The 22,400-nt window shown below is 66.4% G+C and carries 19 protein-coding genes and 1 tRNA gene; 9 read left to right on the top strand and 11 right to left on the bottom strand.

The window, feature by feature from the left end:
- Position 1 precedes the first annotated feature (1 nt).
- Positions 2 to 1,141 carry a rod shape-determining protein RodA gene (rodA, locus tag LZ686_RS07005; RefSeq protein ID WP_045982737.1) on the top strand — a complete coding sequence of 380 codons (1,140 nt, stop codon included), beginning with the start codon at positions 2 to 4 and terminating at the stop codon, positions 1,139 to 1,141.
- Positions 1,138 to 2,046, top strand: a complete 909-nt coding sequence (locus LZ686_RS07000) for a 2-hydroxyacid dehydrogenase (RefSeq protein WP_349547371.1) — start codon at positions 1,138 to 1,140, stop codon at positions 2,044 to 2,046. The genes rodA and LZ686_RS07000 overlap by 4 nt, the downstream gene beginning before the upstream one ends.
- Here the strand turns inward: LZ686_RS07000 and LZ686_RS06995 are convergent.
- From LZ686_RS06995 to folK, 4 genes are all read right to left on the bottom strand, one after another.
- Positions 2,040 to 2,699: a DUF2062 domain-containing protein gene (locus tag LZ686_RS06995; protein ID WP_052715197.1), complete on the bottom strand. Its 660-nt coding sequence runs from the start codon at positions 2,697 to 2,699 to the stop codon at positions 2,040 to 2,042. The two genes, LZ686_RS07000 and LZ686_RS06995, sit on opposite strands and share 7 nt — an antisense overlap.
- A 37-nt stretch (positions 2,700 to 2,736) precedes the next feature.
- Entirely contained in the window at positions 2,737 to 4,851 is a 2,115-nt protein-coding gene (locus LZ686_RS06990) for a RelA/SpoT family protein (RefSeq protein WP_045982739.1), read from the bottom strand.
- Between the two features lie 33 nt (positions 4,852 to 4,884).
- A complete protein-coding gene (gene rpoZ / locus LZ686_RS06985) occupies positions 4,885 to 5,241 on the bottom strand; it encodes a DNA-directed RNA polymerase subunit omega (protein ID WP_042245492.1) in 357 nt (118 codons plus the stop codon).
- 70 nt (positions 5,242 to 5,311) lie between these two features.
- On the bottom strand, positions 5,312 to 5,902 hold the full coding sequence (folK, locus tag LZ686_RS06980) for a 2-amino-4-hydroxy-6-hydroxymethyldihydropteridine diphosphokinase (RefSeq protein WP_349547370.1): 591 nt from the start codon (positions 5,900 to 5,902) through the stop codon (positions 5,312 to 5,314).
- Between the two features lie 108 nt (positions 5,903 to 6,010).
- Here folK and LZ686_RS06975 point away from each other — a divergent pair, with 108 nt between their 5' ends.
- Complete coding sequence (locus tag LZ686_RS06975) at positions 6,011 to 6,562, top strand: LabA-like NYN domain-containing protein (protein WP_349547369.1); 552 nt, start codon at positions 6,011 to 6,013, stop codon at positions 6,560 to 6,562.
- 49 nt (positions 6,563 to 6,611) lie between these two features.
- Here the strand turns inward: LZ686_RS06975 and LZ686_RS06970 are convergent.
- Positions 6,612 to 6,683 (bottom strand) — tRNA-Leu (locus tag LZ686_RS06970).
- 374 nt (positions 6,684 to 7,057) lie between these two features.
- Here LZ686_RS06970 and LZ686_RS06965 point away from each other — a divergent pair.
- Entirely contained in the window at positions 7,058 to 9,082 is a 2,025-nt protein-coding gene (locus LZ686_RS06965; protein WP_349547368.1) for a catalase, read from the top strand.
- A gap of 52 nt (positions 9,083 to 9,134) precedes the next feature.
- Here LZ686_RS06965 and rocF read toward each other — a convergent pair whose 3' ends face one another.
- From rocF to LZ686_RS06940, 5 genes are all read right to left on the bottom strand, one after another.
- On the bottom strand, positions 9,135 to 10,058 hold the full coding sequence (gene rocF / locus LZ686_RS06960) for an arginase (RefSeq protein ID WP_046000079.1): 924 nt from the start codon (positions 10,056 to 10,058) through the stop codon (positions 9,135 to 9,137).
- Positions 10,059 to 10,132: 74 nt separating this feature from the next.
- Entirely contained in the window at positions 10,133 to 12,169 is a 2,037-nt protein-coding gene (locus LZ686_RS06955) for a TonB-dependent receptor domain-containing protein (RefSeq protein ID WP_349547367.1), read from the bottom strand.
- 154 nt (positions 12,170 to 12,323) lie between these two features.
- Positions 12,324 to 14,042 carry a methionine--tRNA ligase gene (metG, locus tag LZ686_RS06950; protein ID WP_349547366.1) on the bottom strand — a complete coding sequence of 573 codons (1,719 nt, stop codon included), beginning with the start codon at positions 14,040 to 14,042 and terminating at the stop codon, positions 12,324 to 12,326.
- A gap of 94 nt (positions 14,043 to 14,136) precedes the next feature.
- Positions 14,137 to 14,868 carry a metal-binding protein ZinT gene (locus LZ686_RS06945; protein WP_349547365.1) on the bottom strand — a complete coding sequence of 244 codons (732 nt, stop codon included), beginning with the start codon at positions 14,866 to 14,868 and terminating at the stop codon, positions 14,137 to 14,139.
- Positions 14,869 to 15,004: 136 nt separating this feature from the next.
- Positions 15,005 to 15,628, bottom strand: a complete 624-nt coding sequence (locus tag LZ686_RS06940) for a GcrA family cell cycle regulator (protein WP_046000083.1) — start codon at positions 15,626 to 15,628, stop codon at positions 15,005 to 15,007.
- A 117-nt stretch (positions 15,629 to 15,745) separates the two neighbouring features.
- Here LZ686_RS06940 and LZ686_RS06935 point away from each other — a divergent pair, with 117 nt between their 5' ends.
- The 4 genes from LZ686_RS06935 (at position 15,746) to argF (ending at position 19,449) form a co-directional block, all read left to right on the top strand.
- Entirely contained in the window at positions 15,746 to 16,582 is an 837-nt protein-coding gene (locus LZ686_RS06935; protein WP_349547364.1) for an ABC transporter permease, read from the top strand.
- 151 nt (positions 16,583 to 16,733) lie between these two features.
- Complete coding sequence (locus LZ686_RS06930; protein WP_349547363.1) at positions 16,734 to 17,906, top strand: aspartate aminotransferase family protein; 1,173 nt, start codon at positions 16,734 to 16,736, stop codon at positions 17,904 to 17,906.
- Complete coding sequence (locus tag LZ686_RS06925; RefSeq protein WP_349547362.1) at positions 17,899 to 18,375, top strand: GNAT family N-acetyltransferase; 477 nt, start codon at positions 17,899 to 17,901, stop codon at positions 18,373 to 18,375. The genes LZ686_RS06930 and LZ686_RS06925 overlap by 8 nt, the downstream gene beginning before the upstream one ends.
- Before the next feature lie 147 nt (positions 18,376 to 18,522).
- Positions 18,523 to 19,449, top strand: coding sequence for an ornithine carbamoyltransferase (argF, locus tag LZ686_RS06920; protein ID WP_046000086.1), 927 nt, complete (start codon positions 18,523 to 18,525; stop codon positions 19,447 to 19,449).
- A 715-nt stretch (positions 19,450 to 20,164) separates the two neighbouring features.
- Here the strand turns inward: argF and LZ686_RS06915 are convergent.
- The gene (locus LZ686_RS06915) at positions 20,165 to 21,760 is read right to left on the bottom strand and encodes a phosphoenolpyruvate carboxykinase (protein WP_349547361.1); all 1,596 of its coding nucleotides are present in this window, start codon (positions 21,758 to 21,760) and stop codon (positions 20,165 to 20,167) included.
- 198 nt (positions 21,761 to 21,958) lie between these two features.
- Between LZ686_RS06915 and LZ686_RS06910 the strand changes: the two genes are divergently transcribed.
- On the top strand, positions 21,959 to 22,372 hold the full coding sequence (locus tag LZ686_RS06910) for an HPr kinase/phosphorylase (RefSeq protein ID WP_349547360.1): 414 nt from the start codon (positions 21,959 to 21,961) through the stop codon (positions 22,370 to 22,372).
- Positions 22,373 to 22,400 lie beyond the last annotated feature (28 nt).

Genomic DNA, 22,400 nt, shown 5'->3' with positions numbered 1-22,400 from the left:
GATGTCCTATCTCGACTATCAGGTGGCGCAGGTTCCGACGGGGTTCCGCAAGGTCCTGTACATCAACTGGCCGCTGGTCCTGCTGATCACCGCCGTGTGCTGCATCGGGTTCCTGATGCTGTATTCGGTCGCGGGCGGCCGCATGGACACCTGGGCGGAACCGCAGATGATCCGCTTTGCCGTGGGCATGGTGATCATGCTGGGGCTGGCCTTCGTGCCCATGTGGTTCTGGCGCGGCATCTCTGTCGCGGCCTATGTGATGTGCTTCTTGATGCTGGTCGCGGTCGACCTGTTCGGGGTCATCGGCATGGGCGCGCAGCGATGGATCGACATCGGCCCGATCCGCATCCAGCCGTCCGAACTGATGAAGATCGCGCTGGTCCTGCTGCTGGCGGCCTATTACGACTGGCTGCCGCTGAACCGCGTGTCGCGTCCCTTGTGGGTGATCGTGCCGGTGGTGCTGATCCTGGCGCCGACCGCGCTGGTCCTGATGCAGCCGGATCTTGGCACGTCGATCATGCTGATCGCGGGGGGCGGGATCGTGATGTTCGCGGCGGGTGTGTCGCTGTGGTATTTCGGGGCGGTGATCGGCGCCGCGGTGGGCCTGGTCGTGGCCGTCATGCGCAGCCGCGGAACGGACTGGCAGCTGCTTCGCGACTATCAGTTCCGCCGGATCGACACCTTCCTGGACCCGACCTCCGACCCGTTGGGGGCCGGCTACAACATCATCCAGAGCCAGATCGCGCTTGGTTCGGGCGGGTTGTCGGGGCGCGGCTTCATGCAAGGCACGCAGTCGCGGCTGAACTTCCTGCCCGAAAAGCACACCGACTTCATCTTCACCGTCCTGTCCGAGGAGTTCGGCTTCATCGGGGCATCGTCGCTGCTGGTGCTGTACATGCTGATCCTGGGCTTCTGCCTGTATTCCGCACTCAGCAACCGCGACCGCTTTGCCAGCCTGATCACCATCGGCATCAGCGCGACGTTCTTTCTGTACTTCTCGATCAACATGGCGACGGTGATGGGCCTGCTGCCCGCCAAGGGGTCGCCGCTGCCGCTGGTCAGCTATGGGGGGACGTCGCTGATGATCCTGATGCTGGGATTTGGTCTGGTGCAATCCGCCCATGTCCACAGGCCCCGATGAGGGTCCGGTTCTCTGCCCGCGACGATGCGTGGTCCGATTGGGCCCCGGCCCTGCGCGCGGCCTGCCCCGAGATGCATCTGGACCGCGACGGCGATCCGGCCACGTTCGATGCGATCATCTACGCCCCAGGCGGCGACATCACCGATTTCGCGCCCTATGCAAATGTCCGGCTGGTGCAGAGCCTGTGGGCCGGGGTCGAACGCATCGTGGGCAACGCCACGCTGACCCAGCCCTTGGCGCGGATGGTCGATCCTGGATTGCGCCAGGGGATGGCGGAGTATTGCGCCGGATGGGCCATGCGCGCCCATCTGGGCATGGACCGCTATGCCCAGGACGGCATCTGGCGCAATGGGCAGATCCCGCCGCTGGCCGCGGAACGCCCAGTGACCATCCTGGGCATGGGCGAACTGGGACAGGCCGCCGCAGCCATGCTGACCGCCCTGGGCTTTCCGGTCACCGGGGTCAGCGCCTCGGGGCGAGCGGTGCCGGGGGTTTCGGTGCTGCCCATCGCGCTGCTGGACCAGGCCCTGGCCCGCGCGCAGATCCTGGTCTGCCTGCTGCCCGATACGCCGGCCACCCGCGGGCTGCTGGATGCGGACCGCCTGTCGCGCCTGCCTGACGGCGCCTGGCTGATCAATCCGGGACGCGGCACGCTGATCGATGACGAGGCGCTGTTGCGGGGGCTGGACCGGGGGCGGCCGGGGCACGCGGTGCTGGACGTGTTCCGCACCGAACCGCTGCCCCAGGATCACCCGTTCTGGGCCCATCCCGCGGTCACCGTCACGCCCCATATCGCCGCCGAGACCCGCCCCGCGACCGCCGCCCCCGTCGTCGCCCAGAACCTGCGGCGCGCGATGGCGGGACGGCCGTTGCTGCATCTGGTGGACCGCGACCGCGGTTACTGACCCGGACCGCCCCTGGCCCGATCCGCCTTCAGCTGTGCCGCGCGGGCCGAGGCGCGGGCGATGCGCTCTGCCATCTTCTTCTCGCGGCGGCGCTGATAGGCGATGAAGATCGGGACGGTCAGGTAATGCGTGATGACCCCCGCGATGGACCCCAGGATGACGCCGCCGACCATGTAGGGCCAGAATACCTGCGCCAGAAAGTCGCTGAGGTTGTACCAGTGCATCTCGGACGGGCCGAACAGGGCGCTGAGGTTGTGCCACAGCTCTCCGGTGGCCTTCGAGAATTCGTGGAAGATGAACTGGGGCGTCAGCTCGCCCTCCTGGCCCAGGATCTCGCGGCCCAGCTTGACCGACATCAGCGCGATGAAGGGCAGGGTTACCGGATTGCCCACGAAGGTCGCCAACAGCGCGGCCAGCACGTTGCCGCGGATGATCCAGGCCACCGCCGCCGCCGACAGGAAGTGGAACCCGAACAGCGGCGTGAAATTCACCATGATCCCCGCCGCGACCCCGCGCGCGATGCGATGCGGCTGGTCGGGCAGGCGGCGCAGCCTGTGGGCCACATAGGCGCTGGCCCGCCGCCAGCCGCCCGGCGGATAGATCATCTGGCTGGCCAGTTGGCCGTAGCTGCGCGGTTTGCGGCGTTTGAACAAGGCGAACCCGATCCGTGACGGGCAGGGGGCGCCTGCCTCAGGGTTTCAGCGCCGGGTCCCGCACGCGCGAGACCTGCGCGACATCGCTTTCCGCCTCGAGGGCGGTCAGCAGGTTGTGCAGATGTTCATGGTCGCGCAGCTCGACCTCGACCTCGATGCGGTAGAAGTCGGGCTTGCGGGCGATGAACTCCAGGTTCGAGATATTCGCCCCCTGCGCCCCGATCAAGGTGCAGATGCGTCCCAGCACGCCGGCGTCGTGGCGGATCGTCAAATTGAGCACGGTCGAATAGGCGGCGGGGTGGCGCCCCTCGCGCCATTGCAGGTCGACCCACCGGTCGGGGCTGTCCTCGAACTCGGCCAGCACGGGACAGTCGATGGCATGGATGACCACGCCGGCGCCGCGATAGGTGATGCCCACGATCCGCTCGCCGGGCAGGGGGGCGCAGCAGGGCGCGCGCTTGAAGTTCGCGTCGGCCTCCAGCCCCGCGAAGGGGCGCTTGCCGTCGATCTCGTCCTGGTGGTCGGCCAGTTCCGGATAAAGGACGCCCAGGACCTCCTTGGCGGAGTTCTCGGCGCTGCCGATGCGGGCCAGCAGATCCTCGGCCGAGGGCAGACCCATCTGCTTGGCCGCGGTGCGCAGCGCCTTGTCGGTGACCTTGCGGCCCACATGCTCGAAGCTGACGCGCACCAGTTCGCGCCCCAGGCGCATGAAGCGGTCGCGGTCCTCCTCGCGCAAGGACCGCCGGATCGCGGCCTTGGCGCGGCCGGTGACCACGATATCCAGCCAGGTCGCCTGCGGGCGCTGCCCCGAGGCAGAGATGATGTCGACCGACTGGCCGTTCTTCAGCCGCGTCCACAGGGGCACGCGGATGCCGTCGATCTTGGCGCCGACGCAGGAATTGCCCAACCGGGTGTGGATCGCATAGGCGAAATCGATCGGCGTCGCGCCCCGCGGCAGCTGCATCACGTCGCCCTTGGGGGTGAAGCAGAACACTTGGTCCTGGTACATCTCCATCTTGACGTGTTCCAGGAACTCGTTGTGGTCCTCGGTGTCGAACCGGTCGGTCAGCTGGGCGATCCATTCGGCGGGATCGACCGCAAAGGGGTTCCGGGTGCGCACGCCGTCGCGATAGGCCCAATGCGCCGCGACGCCGGCCTCGGCGACCTCGTGCATCTGGCGGGTGCGGATCTGAACCTCGACCCGCTTGCCGTCGCGACCCGATACCGTGGTGTGGATCGAGCGGTAGCCGTTCGATTTCGGCTGGCTGATGTAATCCTTGAACCGCCCCGGAACCGCGCGCCAGCGATGGTGAATCACGCCAAGCGCGCGATAGCAGTCCATCTCGGTCCGCGTGATAATCCGAAAGCCGTAGATGTCGGACAGGCGCGAAAAGGCCAGCTGCTTTTCCTGCATCTTGCGCCAGACGCTGAAGGGCTTCTTGGCGCGGCCGAACACGTCGGCCTCGATGCCCTCCTTCTCCATCTCGGTGCGGATGTCGGCGGTGATCTGGCCGATGATGTCGCCGCTGTCGCGCTGCAGGCTGACAAAGCGGCGTATGATCGAACTGCGCGCCTCGGGATTGATGACCTTGAAGGCCAGGTCCTCCAGCTCCTCGCGCATCCACTGCATGCCCATCCGGCCCGCCAGGGGGGCATAGATGTCCATCGTCTCGCGCGCCTTCTTGACCTGCTTGTCGGGACGCATGGAGCGGATGGTGCGCATGTTGTGCAGCCTGTCGGCCAGCTTGACCAGGATCACCCGCATGTCGCGGGACATGGCCATGAACAGCTTGCGAAAGTTCTCGGCCTGCTTGGACTGGGTGCTGGACAGCTCCAGGTTGGTCAGCTTGGTGACCCCGTCGACCAGTTCGGCGATCTCGGCGCCGAACATGCCGACGACCTCGTCCTTGGTCGATCGCGTGTCCTCGATCGTGTCGTGCAGCAGCGCGGTCACGATGGTCGCGTCGTCCAGCCGCATCTCGGTCAGGATGGCGGCGACGGCGATGGGATGGGTAAAATACGGCTCGCCGGAATGACGAAACTGGCCCTCGTGCATGCGCATGCCGTATTCATAGGCGTCGCGGATGAGGGTGCAGTTGCTGCGCGGGTTGTAGTTGCGGACAAGGGCCAGCAGGTCTTCGACGTCGATCATGATGGTGTCGAAGACCTCTGCAGTGTGACCGTGTCAGGCGCGCTGGTTGGCTTCCAGCATCATGCGCAGCATCCGTTCCTCGGATTCCTCGTCGGACGGCTTGGGGCGATCGACCTCGGCGCCCAGCAGCAGGGCCATGGCGTCCTCCTCGGGCTCGTCGACCTCGATCTGGGTCTGGGTCGATTCGATCATCCGCTCGCGCAGATCGTCGACGGGCTGGGTCTCTTCGGCGATTTCGCGCAGGGCGACCACCGGGTTCTTGTCGTTGTCGCGATCGACGGTGGGGGCGCTGCCAGCCGCGATCTCTCGGGCGCGATGCGAGGCGAGCATCACCAGATCAAAGCGGTTGGGAACCTTGTCGACGCAGTCTTCGACCGTTACGCGGGCCATGGATCACCTGTGCAGTTGCGAATCGGACATTCGGGGCGAACCGGACTGATGGTCGCCACAGCGCCGATTGTCAAGGAAAACCTGGGGATTCGACCGGCGTCATTCCGTCCAGCGCGCGGGGTCCAAGCGCCTCCAGCATCGCCGCGACGCTGAGCCCGGTCGCCGGATGACGCCAGTCCGGCGCGATCTCGGCCAGGGGGGCCAGGACGAACGCGCGGTCCTGCATCCGCGGATGGGGCAGGATCAGCCGGTCGGGCGCCTGCACCCCCTGGCGGTCGGGGGACAGGTCCATCCAGTCCCGCAGATGGCCCGCATCGGGTTCGATCCGATCGTCCAGCGCGATCAGGTCCAGGTCCAGGACGCGTGCCGACCACCGGCCCGTACTGCGGTCGCGGCCATGCTGTGCCTCGATCGCGTGCAGCGTCTCAAGGACCTGCGGTGCGTCCAGGGACGTGGCGATCAGCGCCACCGCATTGGCGAAATCGGGCCCCGATCCCGCAGGCATGGCGGGAGTCCGCCAGATGCGACTGATCGCGGTGATTGAAATGCCCGGGGCGCTGTGCAGAATGCCCATCGTCGTGCACAGGGTCGTTACGGGGTCCTGATCCGACAGGGGAAGGTTGGCCCCAAAAGCAACGATACCAAAAGACAGGTTAACCACGCTTTCCTCTTTCCTTACAGGTCCATGGCATGGGCCCGCGCATCTCAGGTCCCTCACCCTGGCCCGCGCTTGTGCCGTGAAGGACCGGGTTCATCAAAGGCAACATCCATGTTTTACAAAGACGACCGATTGGCAATCTTCATAGACGGGGCCAATCTTTATGCTGCCGCGAAGGCACTGGGCTTTGATATCGACTACAAGCTGCTGCGCCAGGAATTCGATCGCCGCGGCAAGCTGATGCGTGCCTATTACTATACCGCCCTGATCGAGGGCGAGGAATATTCCCCGATCCGTCCGCTGGTGGACTGGCTGCATTACAACGGTTTCTGCGTCGTGACCAAGCCGGCACGCGAATACATCGACGCCCTGGGCCGCCGCAAGGTCAAGGGCAACATGGACATCGAACTGACCGTCGATGCGATGGAACTGGCCCCGCGGATGGATCACGCGGTCCTGTTCTCCGGCGACGGCGATTTCCGGCCGCTGGTCGAATCGCTTCAGCGTCAGGGGGTCCGGGTGTCGGTCGTGTCCACGATCCGCAGCCAGCCACAGATGATCGCCGACGACCTGCGGCGCCAGGCCGACAATTTCATCGAGTTGGACGCACTGCGCGACATCATCGGCCGCCCGCCGCGCGAGCCGGCCCAAGTGGAGACGTGAGCCCGCGTGCACCGGGGCCTGACGGCGCCGGTGCCGCATGACGCGATGATGGTGCGGACGGCGGGACTTGAACCCGCACTTCCGTTCGGAAAACAGATTTTCGTACCACTTCGACTTTCGCCGCCGGGGGTGCGATACCCCGTTCGTGGTCTGGACTATCCCTTCGCCATGGTCCGCAAGGACGTTAGGCGCCGCCCGTCTAGTCTCTACACCTTCCCCGTCTCCGGGGCTTGGCTCGGGATTGGCACGGGGCCGGGGCCCCACAGCTTTCCCCGAATTTGAGCGGTTCTGCACCGGCGGTTTCCCGACCGGGCACTCCAATTGTCAAAGTCTGCTGCGTCTACCGATTTCGCCACGTCCGCATCATCATCACTCCTGCGTATCGCAGGCTGCGCGGCGCAGGGCAAGCGGGTGAACAAAACATAGCCCCCCGAATCAGGAACCGTTTTCATCGGCCTTTGTTGGACAGGCAACGCGCCAGCACAGGAGGACGTCATGTCCAGCATCAGCGAGACACGCGGCAACGGTGGAGAGACCCACCAGACCGGCGGCGAGGCCCTGACCACCAATCACGGGGTCCCGATTTCCGACAACCAGAACAGCCTGAAGGCCGGGGCCCGCGGTCCCACCCTCTTGGAGGATTTCGTCCTTCGCGAAAAGATCTTCCATTTCGACCATGAACGCATTCCGGAGCGGATCGTCCACGCCCGCGGCTCGGGCGCGCACGGCTATTTCGAATGCACCGATCCGATCCCGGAACTGACCCGCGCGGGCGTTCTGGCCAATCCGGGCAAGACGCCGGTCTTCGTGCGATTCTCGACCGTGGCCGGCGGCGCCGGCAGCGTCGACACGCCGCGCGACGTGCGGGGCTTTGCGGTCAAGTTCTATACCCAGGAAGGCAACTGGGACCTGGTCGGCAACAACATCCCGGTGTTCTTCATCCAGGACGCGATCAAGTTTCCCGACCTGATCCATTCGGTCAAGATGGAGGCCGACAAGGGCTATCCGCAGGCCGCCAGCGCCCATGACACCTTCTGGGATTTCGTGTCGCTGATGCCGGAATCCATGCACATGATCATGTGGGCGATGTCTGACCGCGCGATCCCGCGCAGCCTGCGCATGATCGAGGGGTTCGGCGTCCACACGTTCCGCCTGGTCAACGCCCAAGGCAAGTCGACCTTCGTCAAGTTCCACTGGAAGCCTAAGCTGGGCCTGCAGAGCCAAGTCTGGAACGAGGCTGTCAAGACCGCCGGCGCGAACCAGGACTATCACCGCCAGGACCTGTGGGAGGCCATCGATTCGGGCGACTTCCCGGAATGGGAACTGGGCATCCAAACCTTTGACGCGGAATGGGCCGCCAAGCAGCCTTATGACGTCCTGGACGCGACCAAGCTGATCCCCGAGGAGGACATTCCCGTCCGCATCGTGGGCCGCATGGTGCTGGACCGGAACCCCGACAACTTCTTTGCCGAAACCGAGCAGGTGGCCTTCCTGCCGACGAACGTCGTGCCCGGTATCGACTTTTCCGACGACCCGCTGCTGCAGGGACGGCTGTTCAGCTATATGGACACCCAGAAGTCGCGGCTTGGCACCACGAACTTCCACCAGATCCCGGTCAATGCGCCGAAATGCCCGATGCACAACTTTCAGCGCGACGGCATGATGCAGATGGCGGTGCCAAAGGGCCGCGCCAACTATGAGCCGAACAGCCTGGATCAGGCCGGAGAGGAGCCGGGCCCCCGCGCCACCGACCAAGGCTTCGCGACCTATAAGGACATGACCGACCTGGGCAACCAGCCGGACGAAAAGCTGCGCGTGCGGGCGGACCTGTTCGGTGACCATTACAGCCAGGCACGGCTGTTCTATCGCAGCCAGACCGAGGTCGAGCAGACCCACATCGCCGACGCGATCACGTTCGAACTGTCGAAGGTCGGCCTTGGCCATGTCATCCAGCGCGTTCTGGGTCATCTGCGCGTCATCGACGAGGATCTGGCCGAAACCGTGGCCAAAGGTCTGGCCGAGGATCTGCCCGATGCCGCGACCCCCATGCGCGAGCCGATCGACATGGCACCTTCGGATGCGCTGTCGATCATGAAGCAGGCCAAGCACAGTCTGAAGGGTCGCAAGGTCGGCATCCTGATCGGCGACGGCGGGGATCAAGCCAAGGTCGATGCGCTGCGCGACGCGGTCGAGGCCCAGGGCGGCACCGTCATGCTGATCGCCAAGGAGCGTGGCAAGGCCGAGGCGCAGTTGGCGGGATCGCCGTCGGTCCTGTTCGACGCGGTGGCGCTGGTCATCGGCGCCGATGACGCGGCCAAGCTGGCCAAGTTCAAGCCCGCGGTCGACTTCGTGTCGGATGCCTTTGCGCATCTGAAGGCGATCGGCGCCGACGATGCCAGCGCCAAGCTGCTGGCGGCGGCCGGGGTGCAGCCCGACAAGGGCGTGACCAAGCTGGACCCGGCGGCGTTCGTCGAGGCGGCGGCGCAGCGGTTCTATGACCGCGAAGCCAAGGTCTGGTAGGCCTCAGCCGTTCATGACCGGAATGAAAGGGGGCGGGCCGGTGGTCCGCCCCTTATCCATAGCTGCGGGTCGGGCGGTCAAAGACCTTGCGGCCCATCAGGCTGCCGACCAGATCGACCATCAATTTTGCGGTCCGGCCGCGTTCGTCCAGGAACGGGTTCAACTCGACCAGGTCCAGCGATGTGACCAGCCCCGATTCGTGCAGCAGCTCCATCACCAGATGCGCCTCGCGGAAGGTCGCGCCGCCGGGCACCGTGGTTCCCACCGCGGGCGCGATCGAGGGGTCCAGGAAATCCACGTCCAGGCTGACATGCAACAGGCCGTCGGCCGCGCGCACGCGGTCCAGAAAGGCCCGCAGCGGGGCCACGATGCCCTGTTCGTCCAGTACCCGCATGTCGTTCACGGTGATGTCCGTGGGCTGCATCAGGGCCAGTTCGGCGGGGTCCACGCTGCGGATGCCGAACATGCAGATGTTTTCGCCCGGGATGGGTGCGGGGAAGGGCGGGAAGGGGTCGAAACCGTCCAGCCCGTTGGCATAGGCCATCGGTGTGCCATGCAGGTTTCCCGATGTGGTGGTGGCTACTGTGTGAAAATCGCTGTGCGCGTCCAGCCAGATCACGAACTGCGCGCGGCCCTGCGCGGCGGCATGCGCAGCGACCCCTGCGACGGTGCCCAGGGCCAGCGAATGATCGCCCCCCATGATGATCGGCATGCCATGCGGCAGGGCGTCCTGGGTGGCCTGGCGCAGGGCGCCGGTCCAGGCGATCGTTTCGGGCAGGTGATGGACGGCGGGGTTGGCGCAGCGATGGTCGCCCAGGGGGTCTGGCGTGACGTCGCCGCGATCCTCGACCGTGTGGCCAAGGGTCGCCAGGGTCGCGGCCAGGCCCGCGGTGCGATAGGCGGCGGGGCCCATCAGGCAGCCGGGGCGGCGCTGGCCCTCGTCCACGGGGGCTCCGATCAGGATGCAATGGGTCATGGGGCTCTCCGGCTGGATGGTGCCCCGTTTGAACACGCCCGGCCGGGGAAAGTCCACCGGCCGGGCGCATCCCCCTAGAAGTTCGAGGTCAGGCCCAGCCACAGGCGGCGGCCCTCGCCCTCGGTGTTGTTGGCGGCCATGGTGATGTCGCGGTCCAGCAGATTGTAGATCGCGCCGTTCAGGCTGACCCGGTCGGTCAGTTGGTAATCCGCCCCCAGGTCCACCGTCAGGTAGGATCCGTATTCATAGGCGATGGCTGTCCCGTCCGCGTCGAAGGCCACCGGTCGGCCGTTGGTGCCGATGCGGGCTCCGGCGGCTGTTTCCCGGCCGTGATAGATCACCGACCCCCAGGCCCCCAGCCCCGCGACGGGGGTGACCCAATCGGCGGTCACGCTGGCCTGATGTCGCGGCGTACGGTCCAGCGGCAGGCCCGCGAAATCGCCGGTCCGCTGTTCGCTGTCGGTGAAGCTGTAGCTGGCGCGCAGCATCAGGTCGGGGGTGGCGTCCCAGTCCGCGGTCAGCTCGACCCCCTGCAGGCGGGCGCGCCCGACATTATACCATTCCCATCGGTTGAAGCTGGTGCCGCCGATCACGACCTGGTCGTCGGTGCGGGCGCTTTCGATCTTGTCGTCGAAATCGGTGCGGAACAGCGTCGCACCCACCTGCCACGTCGGCGCATCGTAAAGCGCCGCCAGCTCATAGCTGGTGCTTTCCTCTGGCTGCAGGGCGGGGTTAGAGACGATCGCGCCTGCGCCCCGTTCGGTGGTGTAGAAATAGCCCGGCACGACGGAGCGCAGATCCGGCGCGCGGAACCCCGTCGACACGCCCCCCTTGAGGGTCAGGCCCTGCGTCGCGTTCCACACCGCATAGGCGCGCGGGGTCAGGTTGCTGCCGTATTCGGCATGATCGTTCAGCCGCGCCCCAAGGGTCAGGGCAAGATCGTCGCGCAGGCGCCATTCGTCCTCCAGGAACACCGCGCGCTGCGAGGTCGCAAAGGAATAGGTCCGCCCATCGCCCAGGCCGGGGTTCTGGTCGCGCAGCCCCGTGCGGTTCACCTGCCCGCCAAAGACCAGCGTATGGCTGCCCTGCCATTCCAGCGGCGCGGTGAATTTCGCGTCATAGACGGTGTTCGTGACCTCTGGCGCGCGGTCGCCTGCGACAAGCGCGCCATTGCCCGATGCCGTCTTGCGCTGGCCCACCTCGCGCAGGACCGACAGGTCGGCCGCGACATTGCCCCACTGCCCGGCATAGGACAGGGCGGCGCGGTCGCGGGTGTTGTCCTGCAGGCTGTCGTTCTGCGGCGTGCCGCGGAAATCGACGGGCGCGATGGTGCGGCCGACGCGGCCCAGATCCTCGATTGTGGTGCGCCCGCCCTCCAGGTGGACGGTGTGATCGGGGTCGGGCGTCCAGCTGAGCCGCGCCGACAGGTCCGTCAGTTCGCGGTCGCGCAGCCCGTCGACGACCCGCGACTCGGACCGGTCGAGGCGGCGTCCCCAGACCTGCAGGCCCAACCGGTCCGCAACGACCGGCCCGCTGCCATAGAAGGACAGCTGGCGCGAGGACGCGTCGCCGCCGTCCTGGGGCAGGGTGGCCTCGGCCGTGATCGACCCGGTCCAGCGGTCGGCGACCGGCTTGGTGATGACGTTGACCACGCCGCCCATCGCGTCCGATCCGTACAGCGACGACATCGGGCCGCGAACGATCTCGATCCGGTCGATGGCGGCGACGGGGGGAATCCAGTTCTGCTCGATCCCGGCGCTGCCGTTGGTGCGCGATTCGCGCGTGCCCTGACGTTTGCCGTCGACCAGGATCAGCGTGTACTGGCCGGACAGGCCGCGGATGGTGATGTCCTGTTCGTTGGTGACGCCCGTCGTGGCCACGCCCTGCACCCCGCGCAGCGCGTCCGACAGGCTGGTGATGTTGCGCCGCGCCAATTCCTCTCCGGAAATGACCGAGATGCTGGCAGGGGCGTCGGCGATGTTCTGTTCGAACCCGGACGCGGTGATCACGATCTCGTCCAGCAGGATGGGGGCCGTGTCCTGGGCCAATGCCGGCGCGGTCAGGGCGGTCAGCGACAGGAATGTCACGCGAAGGGAGGGGGTCTTGGGCATCATGGGCCTCGGGGTCGGAGGGGACATGCTGCCTGGGGTCGTGGCCAGAGGGAAAAGCCGATTACCTGGGTAATTCAGTCGCCTTTACGGCGGGTGGGCGCGGGGGACAAGGCCTACGCCCGCCCCCTGCGCCCCTGTGGCACGAATGCGACAGTCAGGCGCGGACGCCCTGGAAGCGGGCGGCCCAGGCCTCTCGGTCCTCGTCGCTGATCTTGGCGAACATCACCTCGGGGACGGTGAAGGCATGGCCGGGGGCCAGCGCCTGCAGGGCCTGCGCCACGTCGTCTGGCCAGCCCGCATCCTGCGCGTCCATCGCCTGCAGCATCGCGGCCGATGCAAAGGGGATGAAGGGCTGCGACAGGACCGCATAAAGGCGGATCAGGTTCAGGCCCATGCGCACCTGCATCGCCGCCTGGTCGGGGTCGGTCTTGAACACCGTCCAGGGCGCGGCCGACTGCAGGTATTCGTTGCCCGACACCCAGATGGCGCGCAGCTCGGCGGCGGCCTTGCGGACCTCCATCGCCTCCATGTTCGCCTCATAGGCACGGACGCGGGCGGTCAGCGTGTCGATCAGCGCCAGTTCGGCAGAGCCCCAGGCCGGGCCTTCGGGAACGGCCTCGCCGAACTTGGCGCGGCAGAACTTGGTGATGCGGCTGACGAAGTTGCCCAGCACGTCGGCCAGGTCCTTGTTCACGGATTGCTGGAAATTCTCCCAGGTGAACTCGCTGTCGCCGGATTCGGGGGCGTGCGACAACAGCCACCAGCGCCAGTAGTCCGCCGGCAGGATCTCCAGCGCGTGGTCCATAAAGACGCCGCGCCCCTGCGAGGTGCTGAACTGTCCGCCCTGATAGGTCAGATAGTTGAAGGACTTGATGTAATCGACCATCTTCCACGGCTCGCCCGAGCCGATCAGGGTCGCGGGAAAGGAGAGGGTGTGGAAGGGCACGTTGTCCTTGCCCATGAACTGGGTGTAGGTCACGTCCTCGGCGCCCTCATCCAGCCGCCACCAGCGGCGCCAGGCGGCGTCGTCGGCCCCCGCCGCATCGGCCCATTCCGCGGTCGCCGCGATGTATTCGATGGGCGCGTCGAACCAGACATAGAAGACCTTGCCCTCCATCCCCGGCCAGTCCTGATCGCCGCGTTTCACCGGCACGCCCCAGTCCAAGTCGCGGGTGATGCCCCGGTCCTGCAGACCGTCGCCGTCGTTCAGCCATTTCCGCGCGATCGACGTCGTCAGGATCGGCCAGTCGGTCTTGGCGTCGATCCAGGCGGCGATCTCGCCCTTCAGGGCGGATTGGCGCAGATAGAGATGCTTGGTCTCGCGCACCTCCAGGTCGGTGGAGCCGCTGATGGCGCTGCGCGGGTTGATCAGGTCGGTGGGGTCCAGCTGCTTGGTGCAGTTCTCGCATTGGTCGCCGCGGGCCTTGTCATAGCCGCAATTGGGGCAGGTGCCCTCGATGTAGCGGTCCGGCAGGAAGCGGCCATCGGCATGGGAGTAGACCTGCTTTTCGACGACCTCGCGGATATAGCCCTGATCGGCCAGGCGGCCCGCGAAATGCTGGGTCAGGCGGCGGTTGCGGTCGCTGGAGGAGCGGCCGTAATGATCGAAGGACAGCCCGAACCCGTCGGCCAGCGCGGTCTGGACGTCATGCATCCGGGCGCAATAGTCGGCCACGGCCTCTCCGGTCTTGGCGGCGGCCAGTTCGGCGGGGGTGCCGTGTTCGTCCGTGGCGCAGATGAACATGACCTCATGGCCCCGCGCCCGCAGATAGCGGGCATAGAGGTCGGCGGGCAGCTGTGAACCGACAAGGTTCCCCAGATGCTTGATGCCGTTGATGTAGGGCAGGGCAGAGGTGATCAGGTGGCGGGCCATGGCATGCGTCCTTTCGGGGTCGCGCATCTCTAGCCCTGTTGCGCCGTGATGAAAAGCGGTGCGCACGCCCGGCGCACCGGGCGTGCGCAGGTCGTCAATGGGCCAGCATCTCGTCCACGATCTGGGCGGGGGTCATGTCGGCGGGATAGTAGGTGGGCCAGTTCGTCACCTCCTCCAGCAGGGCGGCGCGGTCGTCGCCCCAATACAGGTGGAAGTGGTCGGCGCGGGCCGGGGCGATCCCATGATCGCTGAACTGGATGAAGGCGGGTGCGCCCGCGTCGCCGGCAGTCTTGGCAAAGATGAAACGGACGCCGCGGTTGCCGCGGGCATAGGTCAGGATCTCGTGCCCGTCATCGGCATAGGTGCCCGACAGCTGCGTGCCGTCGCTGTAGAACGTCATCACGTCACCCTCGATGGTGATGCGGTCCGTATCGGTGGCATAGCCGGTCTGGTAATAGGCGGTGTATTCCTCGGCGGTCTGGTCGCCCTTCTGGGCCTTGCGGTCCATGACCGGCGCCAGGGTGCCGTCCTGCAGCAGGGGATAGACCGACTGCCAGTCGCCCGCATAGTCGGACAGGGGGCGGTCCTTGACCTGATCGTCGTCGAAATAGCCGTCATAGATGGCCTGTGCCTCGGGGCTGCGGGCATGGGCGTGATCGTGGTCATGATCGTGGTTGTGGTCGTGGTCGTGGTCGTGGTCATGATCGTGGTCGTGGGAGTGGTCATGCGCGGCTGGGGAGGCACTGTCCTGGGCCAGCGCAGGCCCGGTCAGGGCAAGCGTCGCGGCGATCAGCAGACTGGCAGGGAGGGGCGAGCGGAGGGGCATGGGGCGGTCCTTCTATAGATATGACGAGTCATGGAATGATATATCATCACATAACAGGACCGCAGTAAGGCGCGCGTACGGGGATGGCAAGGGCGGGTCGGGAGCGGGCGGACCTTTGCGGCCCGCCCGAAAGCGATCAGCGGCGACGGTCGCGGCGCGAGGACATCGGCTGGAACGCGACGCCGACATGCGCCTCGCAATAGGGTTTTCCCGCGACCGACGGCAGGCCGCAGAACCAGAACTTGTCGGTTGCCGGATCGCCGATGGGCCATTTGCAGGTCCGCTCGGTCAGTTCCATCAGGGTCAGTTTCTTGGCGCGCTTCTCGACCTCGCGGACCGAGGCCAGGGCTTCGGGAGAGATCTCGTTGGCCGAAGGCTGGGGCGGCAAAGGCTGTCCCGCCGGCACGATCGGGCGGCGGGGAACCGGCACGAATGCCGGCTGCGTGCTGGGTTCGGGTTCCGGTTCGGGCTGGACCGCCACGGGTTCAGGCGCGGGTTCGGGGCGCAGAGGGGCCGCCGCTGGCTGCGGGACCGCGCGGGGTGCCGCGGGCTTTTCGCGGGCGACCGGTTCCGGCGCGGGGGCGGGAGCCGGGGCTGCGGCTTCCGGCTCCTCGGTGCGGTTCGACAGCCCCAGGCGATGGACCTTGCCGATCACCGCGTTGCGGGTCACGCCGCCCAGTTCCTTGGCGATGGCGCTGGCCGACTGGCCCTCGGACCACATGCGTTTCAGTGTCTCGACGCGATCATCCGTCCAGGACATGGCAGCCTTTCCGGGCGGGTCTGACCTGCCGCCCCATCTTGTAACCTGCGATTGGTCCCGTCACATACGGGATGCCGAGATTTAGCCGCCGAAGCGCAGAAATTCAAGGACCGCCAGATGACCCCGCCCACAATGCCCGGCCTGCCCCCGCTTTCCGACAGCCCCGCCATGGGCGTGCGCCGATTTGGCCGCGTCAACTGGCTGGGCCTGCGCACGCTGGCGCGGCGCGAGGTGATGCGCTTCATGGCCGTCTGGCAGCAGACGATATTCGCGCCGCTGATGACGGCGGGCCTGTTCGTGGTCGTGTTCGCGATGGCCCTGGGCCAGGGACGCGGAGAGATCATGGGCCTGCCCTACCTGGTCTTCCTGGGGCCGGGCATCCTGATGATGACGGTCATCCAGAACGCCTTCGCGAACACCTCCAGCTCGATCACCGCGGCCAAGGTGCAGGGCAACATCGTCGACACGCTGATGCCACCCTTGTCCGCCGGAGAGCTGCTGGCCGGCTATCTGGCCGGGTCGGTAGTGCGCGCCGGACTGGTGGCCACGGTCATCGGGACCGGCATGGTGCTGGTCACCGGGCGCGGCATCGCGCATCCGGGCTGGGCGGCGATGTTCGTGCTGCTGGCCGCGCTGATGCTGGGCGGCCTGGGCATCCTGGCGGGGATCATGGCGCAGAAGTTCGACCAGATGGCGGCGATCACCAATTTCATCATCACGCCGCTGTCGTTCCTGTCGGGCACCTTCTATTCGGTGCAGGCGCTGCCGCAGCCGTTCAGCACGCTGTCGCACTGGAACCCGATCTTCTACCTGATCGACGGCGCGCGCTATGGCGTGACCGGGGTCAGCGACGCGCCCGTCTGGCGCGGCGCGCTGATCTGCGCGGGCGTCGTCGCGGGCGTGCTGTATCTGGCGTGGCGGTGGCTGCGGTCGGGCTATCGCATGAAGGCCTGATTAGCGCTTGCCTTGACAGGCAAAGCTGCGCATCCTTCGCGCCATGACGAAACGACGCACCACCCGTTCGCGACGCTGACGCCGGCCCCTTCGCGGGCCCGCGTCCCTGTTGCCGTTTCCGCCATTCCCCTTCCATCGCCGGAGCCTTGCCATGATCCCGCACGTCCTGCCGACCTATAATCGCGCCCCCCTGGCGTTCGAACGCGGTGAAGGCGCCTGGGCCGTCACTGCCGACGGGACGCGATACCTGGACCTGGGCGCGGGCATCGCGGTGAACGTGCTGGGCCATGCCAATCCCGATCTGGTCGCCGCGCTGACCGAACAGGCGGGCCGGATCTGGCACGTGTCGAACCTGTACCAGATCCCCGAGCAGGAGCGTCTGGCCGACCTGCTGGTCGAACACACCTTCGCGGACACGGTGTTCTTCACCAATTCCGGCACCGAGGCGGCCGAACTGGCCATCAAGATGGTGCGCAAGCACTGGGACCACGCGGGTGATCCGGAGCGGATCGAGATCCTGACGTTCTCGGGCGCGTTCCACGGACGCTCGACCGGGGCCATCGCGGCGGCAGGGTCCGAGAAGATGGTCAAGGGCTTTGGCCCGCTGATGCCGGGGTTCCGCACGCTGCCCTTCGGCGATCACGAGGCGCTTAAGGCCGCAGTCACCGACCGCACCGCCGCGATCATGGTCGAGCCCGTGCAGGGCGAGGGCGGCATCCGTCCGCTGCCCGACGCCTGCCTTCAGGGGCTGCGCGAGCTGTGTGACCGGACCGGCGCGCTGCTGGTCCTGGACGAGGTGCAATGCGGCATGGGCCGGACAGGGCGTCTGTTCGCGCATGAATATGCCGGGATCGCCCCCGACATCATGATGGTCGCCAAGGGCATCGGCGGGGGCTTTCCCCTGGGCGCGGTGCTGGCGACGGAAGGCGCGGCTGCGGGCATGGTCGCAGGGACGCACGGCTCCACCTATGGCGGCAACCCGCTGGCCTGCGCGGTCGGCGCGCGCGTGATGCAGATCGTGGCCGATCCGGCCTTCCTGGCCGAGGTCAACCGCAAGGCCGCCCTGTTCCGCCAGAAGCTGGAGGGGCTGGTCGCCGCCCATCCGCAGATGTTCGAGGGCGTGCGGGGGCAGGGGCTGATGCTGGGCCTGAAATGCCGGGTCGCGCCGACCGATCTGGTCCGTGCGGCCTATGATCAGCATCTGCTGACCGTGCCCGCCGCAGATGACACGCTGCGCCTGCTGCCGCCGCTGAACATCACCGAAGATGAGATCGCCGAGGCCGTGGCGCGCCTGGACAGGGCCGCCGCCAGCCTGGATGGCTGACTACGCCTTCAGGCCGGTCACCGGGGACGACCTGCCCGTGCTGGCCCGATGGCTGGCTCAGCCGGAGGTCGCTGCCTGGTGGCCCGGCCCCGATCGCCAGATCGCCCTGATCCGCGTCGATCTGGGGCACCGGGTGATGCGGCAGAGGATCGTGGTGCGGAACGGCGCTGCCCTGGCCTATGCGCAATCCTATCCGGCCCATCACTGGCCCGCGCCGCATTTCGCGGGGCTGTCGGCGGATGCCGTGGCGCTGGACGTGTTTTCCGGGCCTGACGGGATAGGGCGGGGCGGCGCATGGCTGCGCGCCCTGGGCGATCTGCTGCTGCTGGACTGTTCGACCCTGGCGATCGATCCCGCCCCCGAAAATCAGCGCGCCATTGCCGCCTACCGCAAGGCGGGCTTTGCGGGCGACGATCACCGCCTGGACGGGCAAGGCCGGCCCGTCCGCGTGATGACCCGCCTCCGATGAGGCGCATGCGCCCTTCTTCTTTGCCCAAATACCCATCTTCTCCGGCCCGGCCGGGCACCACCACCGCGAGGGCGCGGAACGCCCGATCCACCCTTGACCCGGCCCGTCCGGCGGGGCTTGCTGGAGAAAAGCCGAAAGACCAAGACGATGACCCATTTCCTGGATATCCACACCACCGACCGCACCGCCCTGCGCAGCATCATCGACAGCGCTCACGCGATGAAGGCCGCTCGCAACGGCCGCCCCAAGGGCAGTCCCGATGACGAACAGCCGCTTGCCGGCCGCATGGTCGCGCTGATCTTCGAAAAGCCTTCGACCCGCACGCGGGTCAGCTTCGATGTCGGCGTGCGCCAACTGGGCGGCCAGACGATGATCCTGTCGGGCTCGGAGATGCAGCTGGGTCATGGCGAAACCATCGCGGACACCGCGCGCGTGCTGTCCCGCTATGTCGACCTGATCATGATCCGGACCTTCGAGGAGGCGACGCTGCTGGAGATGGCCGAGCATGCGACCGTTCCGGTGATCAACGGGCTGACGAACCGCACGCATCCATGCCAGATCATGGCCGACGTGATGACCTTCGAGGAACATCGCGGCCCCATCGCCGACAAGAAGGTCGTCTGGTCGGGCGACGGCAACAACGTGTTTGCAAGCTTTGCCCACGCGGCGGGGCAGTTCGGCTTCGATCTGACCTTCACCGGCCCGCCGCCGCTGGATCCCGAAGCGGCCTGCCTCGACTATGCGGCATCCCAAGGGCGTCCCGTCACGATCGAGCGCGATCCGGCGCGGGCCGTCATCGGTGCCGACCTGGTCGTGACGGACACTTGGGTCAGCATGCACGACCCGCAATCGGCCAAGGAGCGGCGCCACAATCAGCTGCGCGGCTATCAGATCAACGAGGCCCTGATGGCGCAGGCGCGGCCGGATGCGCTGTTCATGCATTGCCTGCCCGCGCACCGCGAGGACGAGGTGACCAGTGCCGTCATGGACGGCCCCGCATCCGTCATCTGGGACGAGGCCGAAAACCGCCTGCACGCGCAGAAGGCGATCATGCGCCACTGCCTGGGACTGTGACCTGATTGACGGGCGGCCAAGGGCCGCCCGACGACACTTGAACCGGCCCCGCGAGGGCAGGGTAGGTTCGGTCCGGTGCTCTGCATCGGCATCCGAATGCAAAGGAAGGCTGATGCTAACTTTTGCGCCTTAGACCTAGCTCTTTACTTGGGCTAAGTGGGACGATCTTGGAAACAGCGCTATTCATTGCGAAGGGCGCCCTAATTCGCTCTCAACTACAAGGACCAGTCGGCAGTGCCTCAATCGCTGTAATGACGATCAGCGAAGCATGCCGCGTACGGGCTATTCCATTTGTCAAAAGTGAGTACGGCAAGCCTATTCACTAGTCCGCTTTCCGCAGTATCGTGTTCCATCAATAGGATGCAGGGGCTACAACCAATCTGGCCGCGCGCTTCCTACGTCAAAGATGTCGCTGCTGATGCGCGGGTGGAAGGCGCGCCCGCCAAAATGGATGCCATGTCACGTGGCTGGGACCGGACGTGGCTCCTGCTGTCTTACCGTTACAATCACCGCGTCAATCGATCGGGTCGGGTTGGACCCAATTTGTTGAGACCAAAGATAACAGCACGATTGCAAGGGCCGAGGTGTCTCTGGGCTAGCGGTCGTCTGAATAAGGTTAAGGACAAGCCCTGCCGGATATGAGTACCGAAGCAGAGGCCTGTCGATCGCCGCGATCGAATAGAGCGACGGCCCCGCGTGGGGGCCGTCATGTCGTTCAGCCAATGGCTGCAGCGCGGATCTCATCGTCGATCGCGTCGAGATACTGGGCGAAGTTGTCGCAGAACATCTGCACCAGCTTCTTGGCCTGGGCGTCATAGGCGGTCGGGTCGGCCCAGGTCTGGCGCGGGTCCAGAAGGACAGGGCTGACGCCGGGGACGCTGACCGGCACGTCGAAGCCAAAGTTCGGATCGCGGCGGAACTGCACCGTGTTCAGGCTGCCGTCCAGGGCGGCGGCCAGCAGGGCGCGGGTGGCGGCGATGGGCATGCGCTTGCCCGTGCCGAAAGCGCCCCCGGTCCAGCCGGTGTTCACCAGCCAGCAGGATGCGCCGTGCTGGGCGATCTTGTCCTGCAGCAGCTTGCCATAGACCTCGGGGCGGCGGGGCATGAAGGGCGCACCGAAGCAGGTCGAGAAGGTCGGGATCGGCTCGGTCACGCCGACCTCGGTGCCCGGCGTCTTGGAGGTGAAGCCCGACAGGAAGTGATACATCGCTTGTGCAGGCGTCAGCCGCGCGATCGGGGGCAGCACGCCATAGGCGTCGCAGGTCAGCATGATGACGTTCTTGGGATGCCCGCCAAGGCTGGTCTGGGACGCGTTGCTGATCGCCTCCAGCGGATAGGCGCAGCGCATGTTGTCGGTGATCGAGTTGTCCTCGAAGTCCAGCTCCAGCGTCTCGGGGTCGAAGACCATGTTCTCGATCACGGTCGCGAAGCGGCTGGTGGTCGCATGGATCTCAGGTTCGGCCTGGGCCGAAAGGTTGATCGTCTTGGCGTAGCAGCCACCCTCGAAGTTGAAGATGCCGGTGTCGGACCAGCCATGTTCGTCGTCGCCGATCAGGACGCGCGACGGATCAGCCGACAGGGTGGTCTTGCCGGTGCCCGACAGGCCGAAGAAGACCGCGCTGTCATCGGGATTTCCCGGCGCGTGGTTGGCGCTGCAGTGCATCGGCATGATGCCTTTTTCCGGCAGCAGGTAGTTCAGCAGCGTGAAGACCGATTTCTTGTTCTCGCCGGCATAGGCGGTGTTGGCGATCAGGATCAGCTTCTTGTCGAAGTTCATCGCGATCACCGTCTCTGACCGGCAACCGTGACGCGCCGGATCGGCCTTGAAGCCGGGGCAGTTGATGATGGTGAATTCGGGCGTGAAGGTCGCCAGCTCGTCGGCCTTGGGCCGGCGCAGAAGGTGGCGGATGAACAGCCCGTGCCAGGCAAGCTCGGTCACCACGCGCACGTCTAGGCGGTTATCGGCATCCGCGCCGCCGAACAGGTCCTGAACGAAATAGTCGCGACCCTTCATGTGCTGAAGCATGTCGGCATGCAGCAGATCGAACGCCGCCGGGTCCATCGGCTTGTTGTTGTCCCACCAGATGCTGTTCTCGACCGACGAGGTGCGGACGACGAACTTGTCCTTGGGCGAGCGGCCGGTATGCGCGCCGGTCGAGACCAGGAACGCCCCGCCCAGGCCCAGCTTGCCCTCTCCGCGGGCGACGGCCTGTGTCATCAGGGCGGGTTCCAGCAGGTTGTAGTGCACTTGGCCCAGCCCCGTGATGCCTTGGTCTTCCAGTCGGCAGGTCGGGTTTACGCGCGTGGTCATGTCGGGGGCTCCGTGGCTTGGGGTGCGGCGTTTCATCGGGCTATAGCACGGCGGATTCGACCCGAAACAAGTCAGCGCAAACAGTTAGCGGAAACATCAAATGTTATCGCCATCAGGACCGTTTAGCTGCCGCGACGCCGTGCCACAGGCGGAAAATTAACCTGTTTTCGGGCAGGATCGGATCAGGAGGTGATTCGCATGATGCAGGTTCACGCGACCACGGTCGCGCTTGACGGGGGTGGTCTTGTCATCCTGGGACAGTCCGGATCCGGCAAGTCCACCTTGGCGCTGCAGCTGATGGCAGTGGGCGCGACGCTGGTCGCCGACGACCGCACCGACCTGCGCCTGTCCGCAGGCCGGCTGATGGCGCAGGCGCCATTGCCGCTGCTGGGACGCATCGAGGCGCGGGGCGTGGGCATCCTTCAGGCAGAGCCGTCGTCGCCGGTCCCGGTGGCCTTGGCCTGCGACCTTGGACGCGACGAAGAGGACCGGTTGCCACAGGTGCGCCATCAAGATTGGCTGGGGGTCCGGGTTTCGCTTGTGCTGGGGCCCTATCGCCCCCATCTTTACGCTGCATTGCGGCAGCTGATGCTGGGCCGACGGCTGGCATGACCGCGCGCGCAGCGCCATAGGGAAGGAC

Source organism: Paracoccus sp. NFXS7 (genome assembly GCF_040148865.1).
GTDB lineage: Bacteria > Pseudomonadota > Alphaproteobacteria > Rhodobacterales > Rhodobacteraceae > Paracoccus > Paracoccus marcusii.
This window is presented reverse-complemented; position numbering and strand designations above follow the sequence as displayed.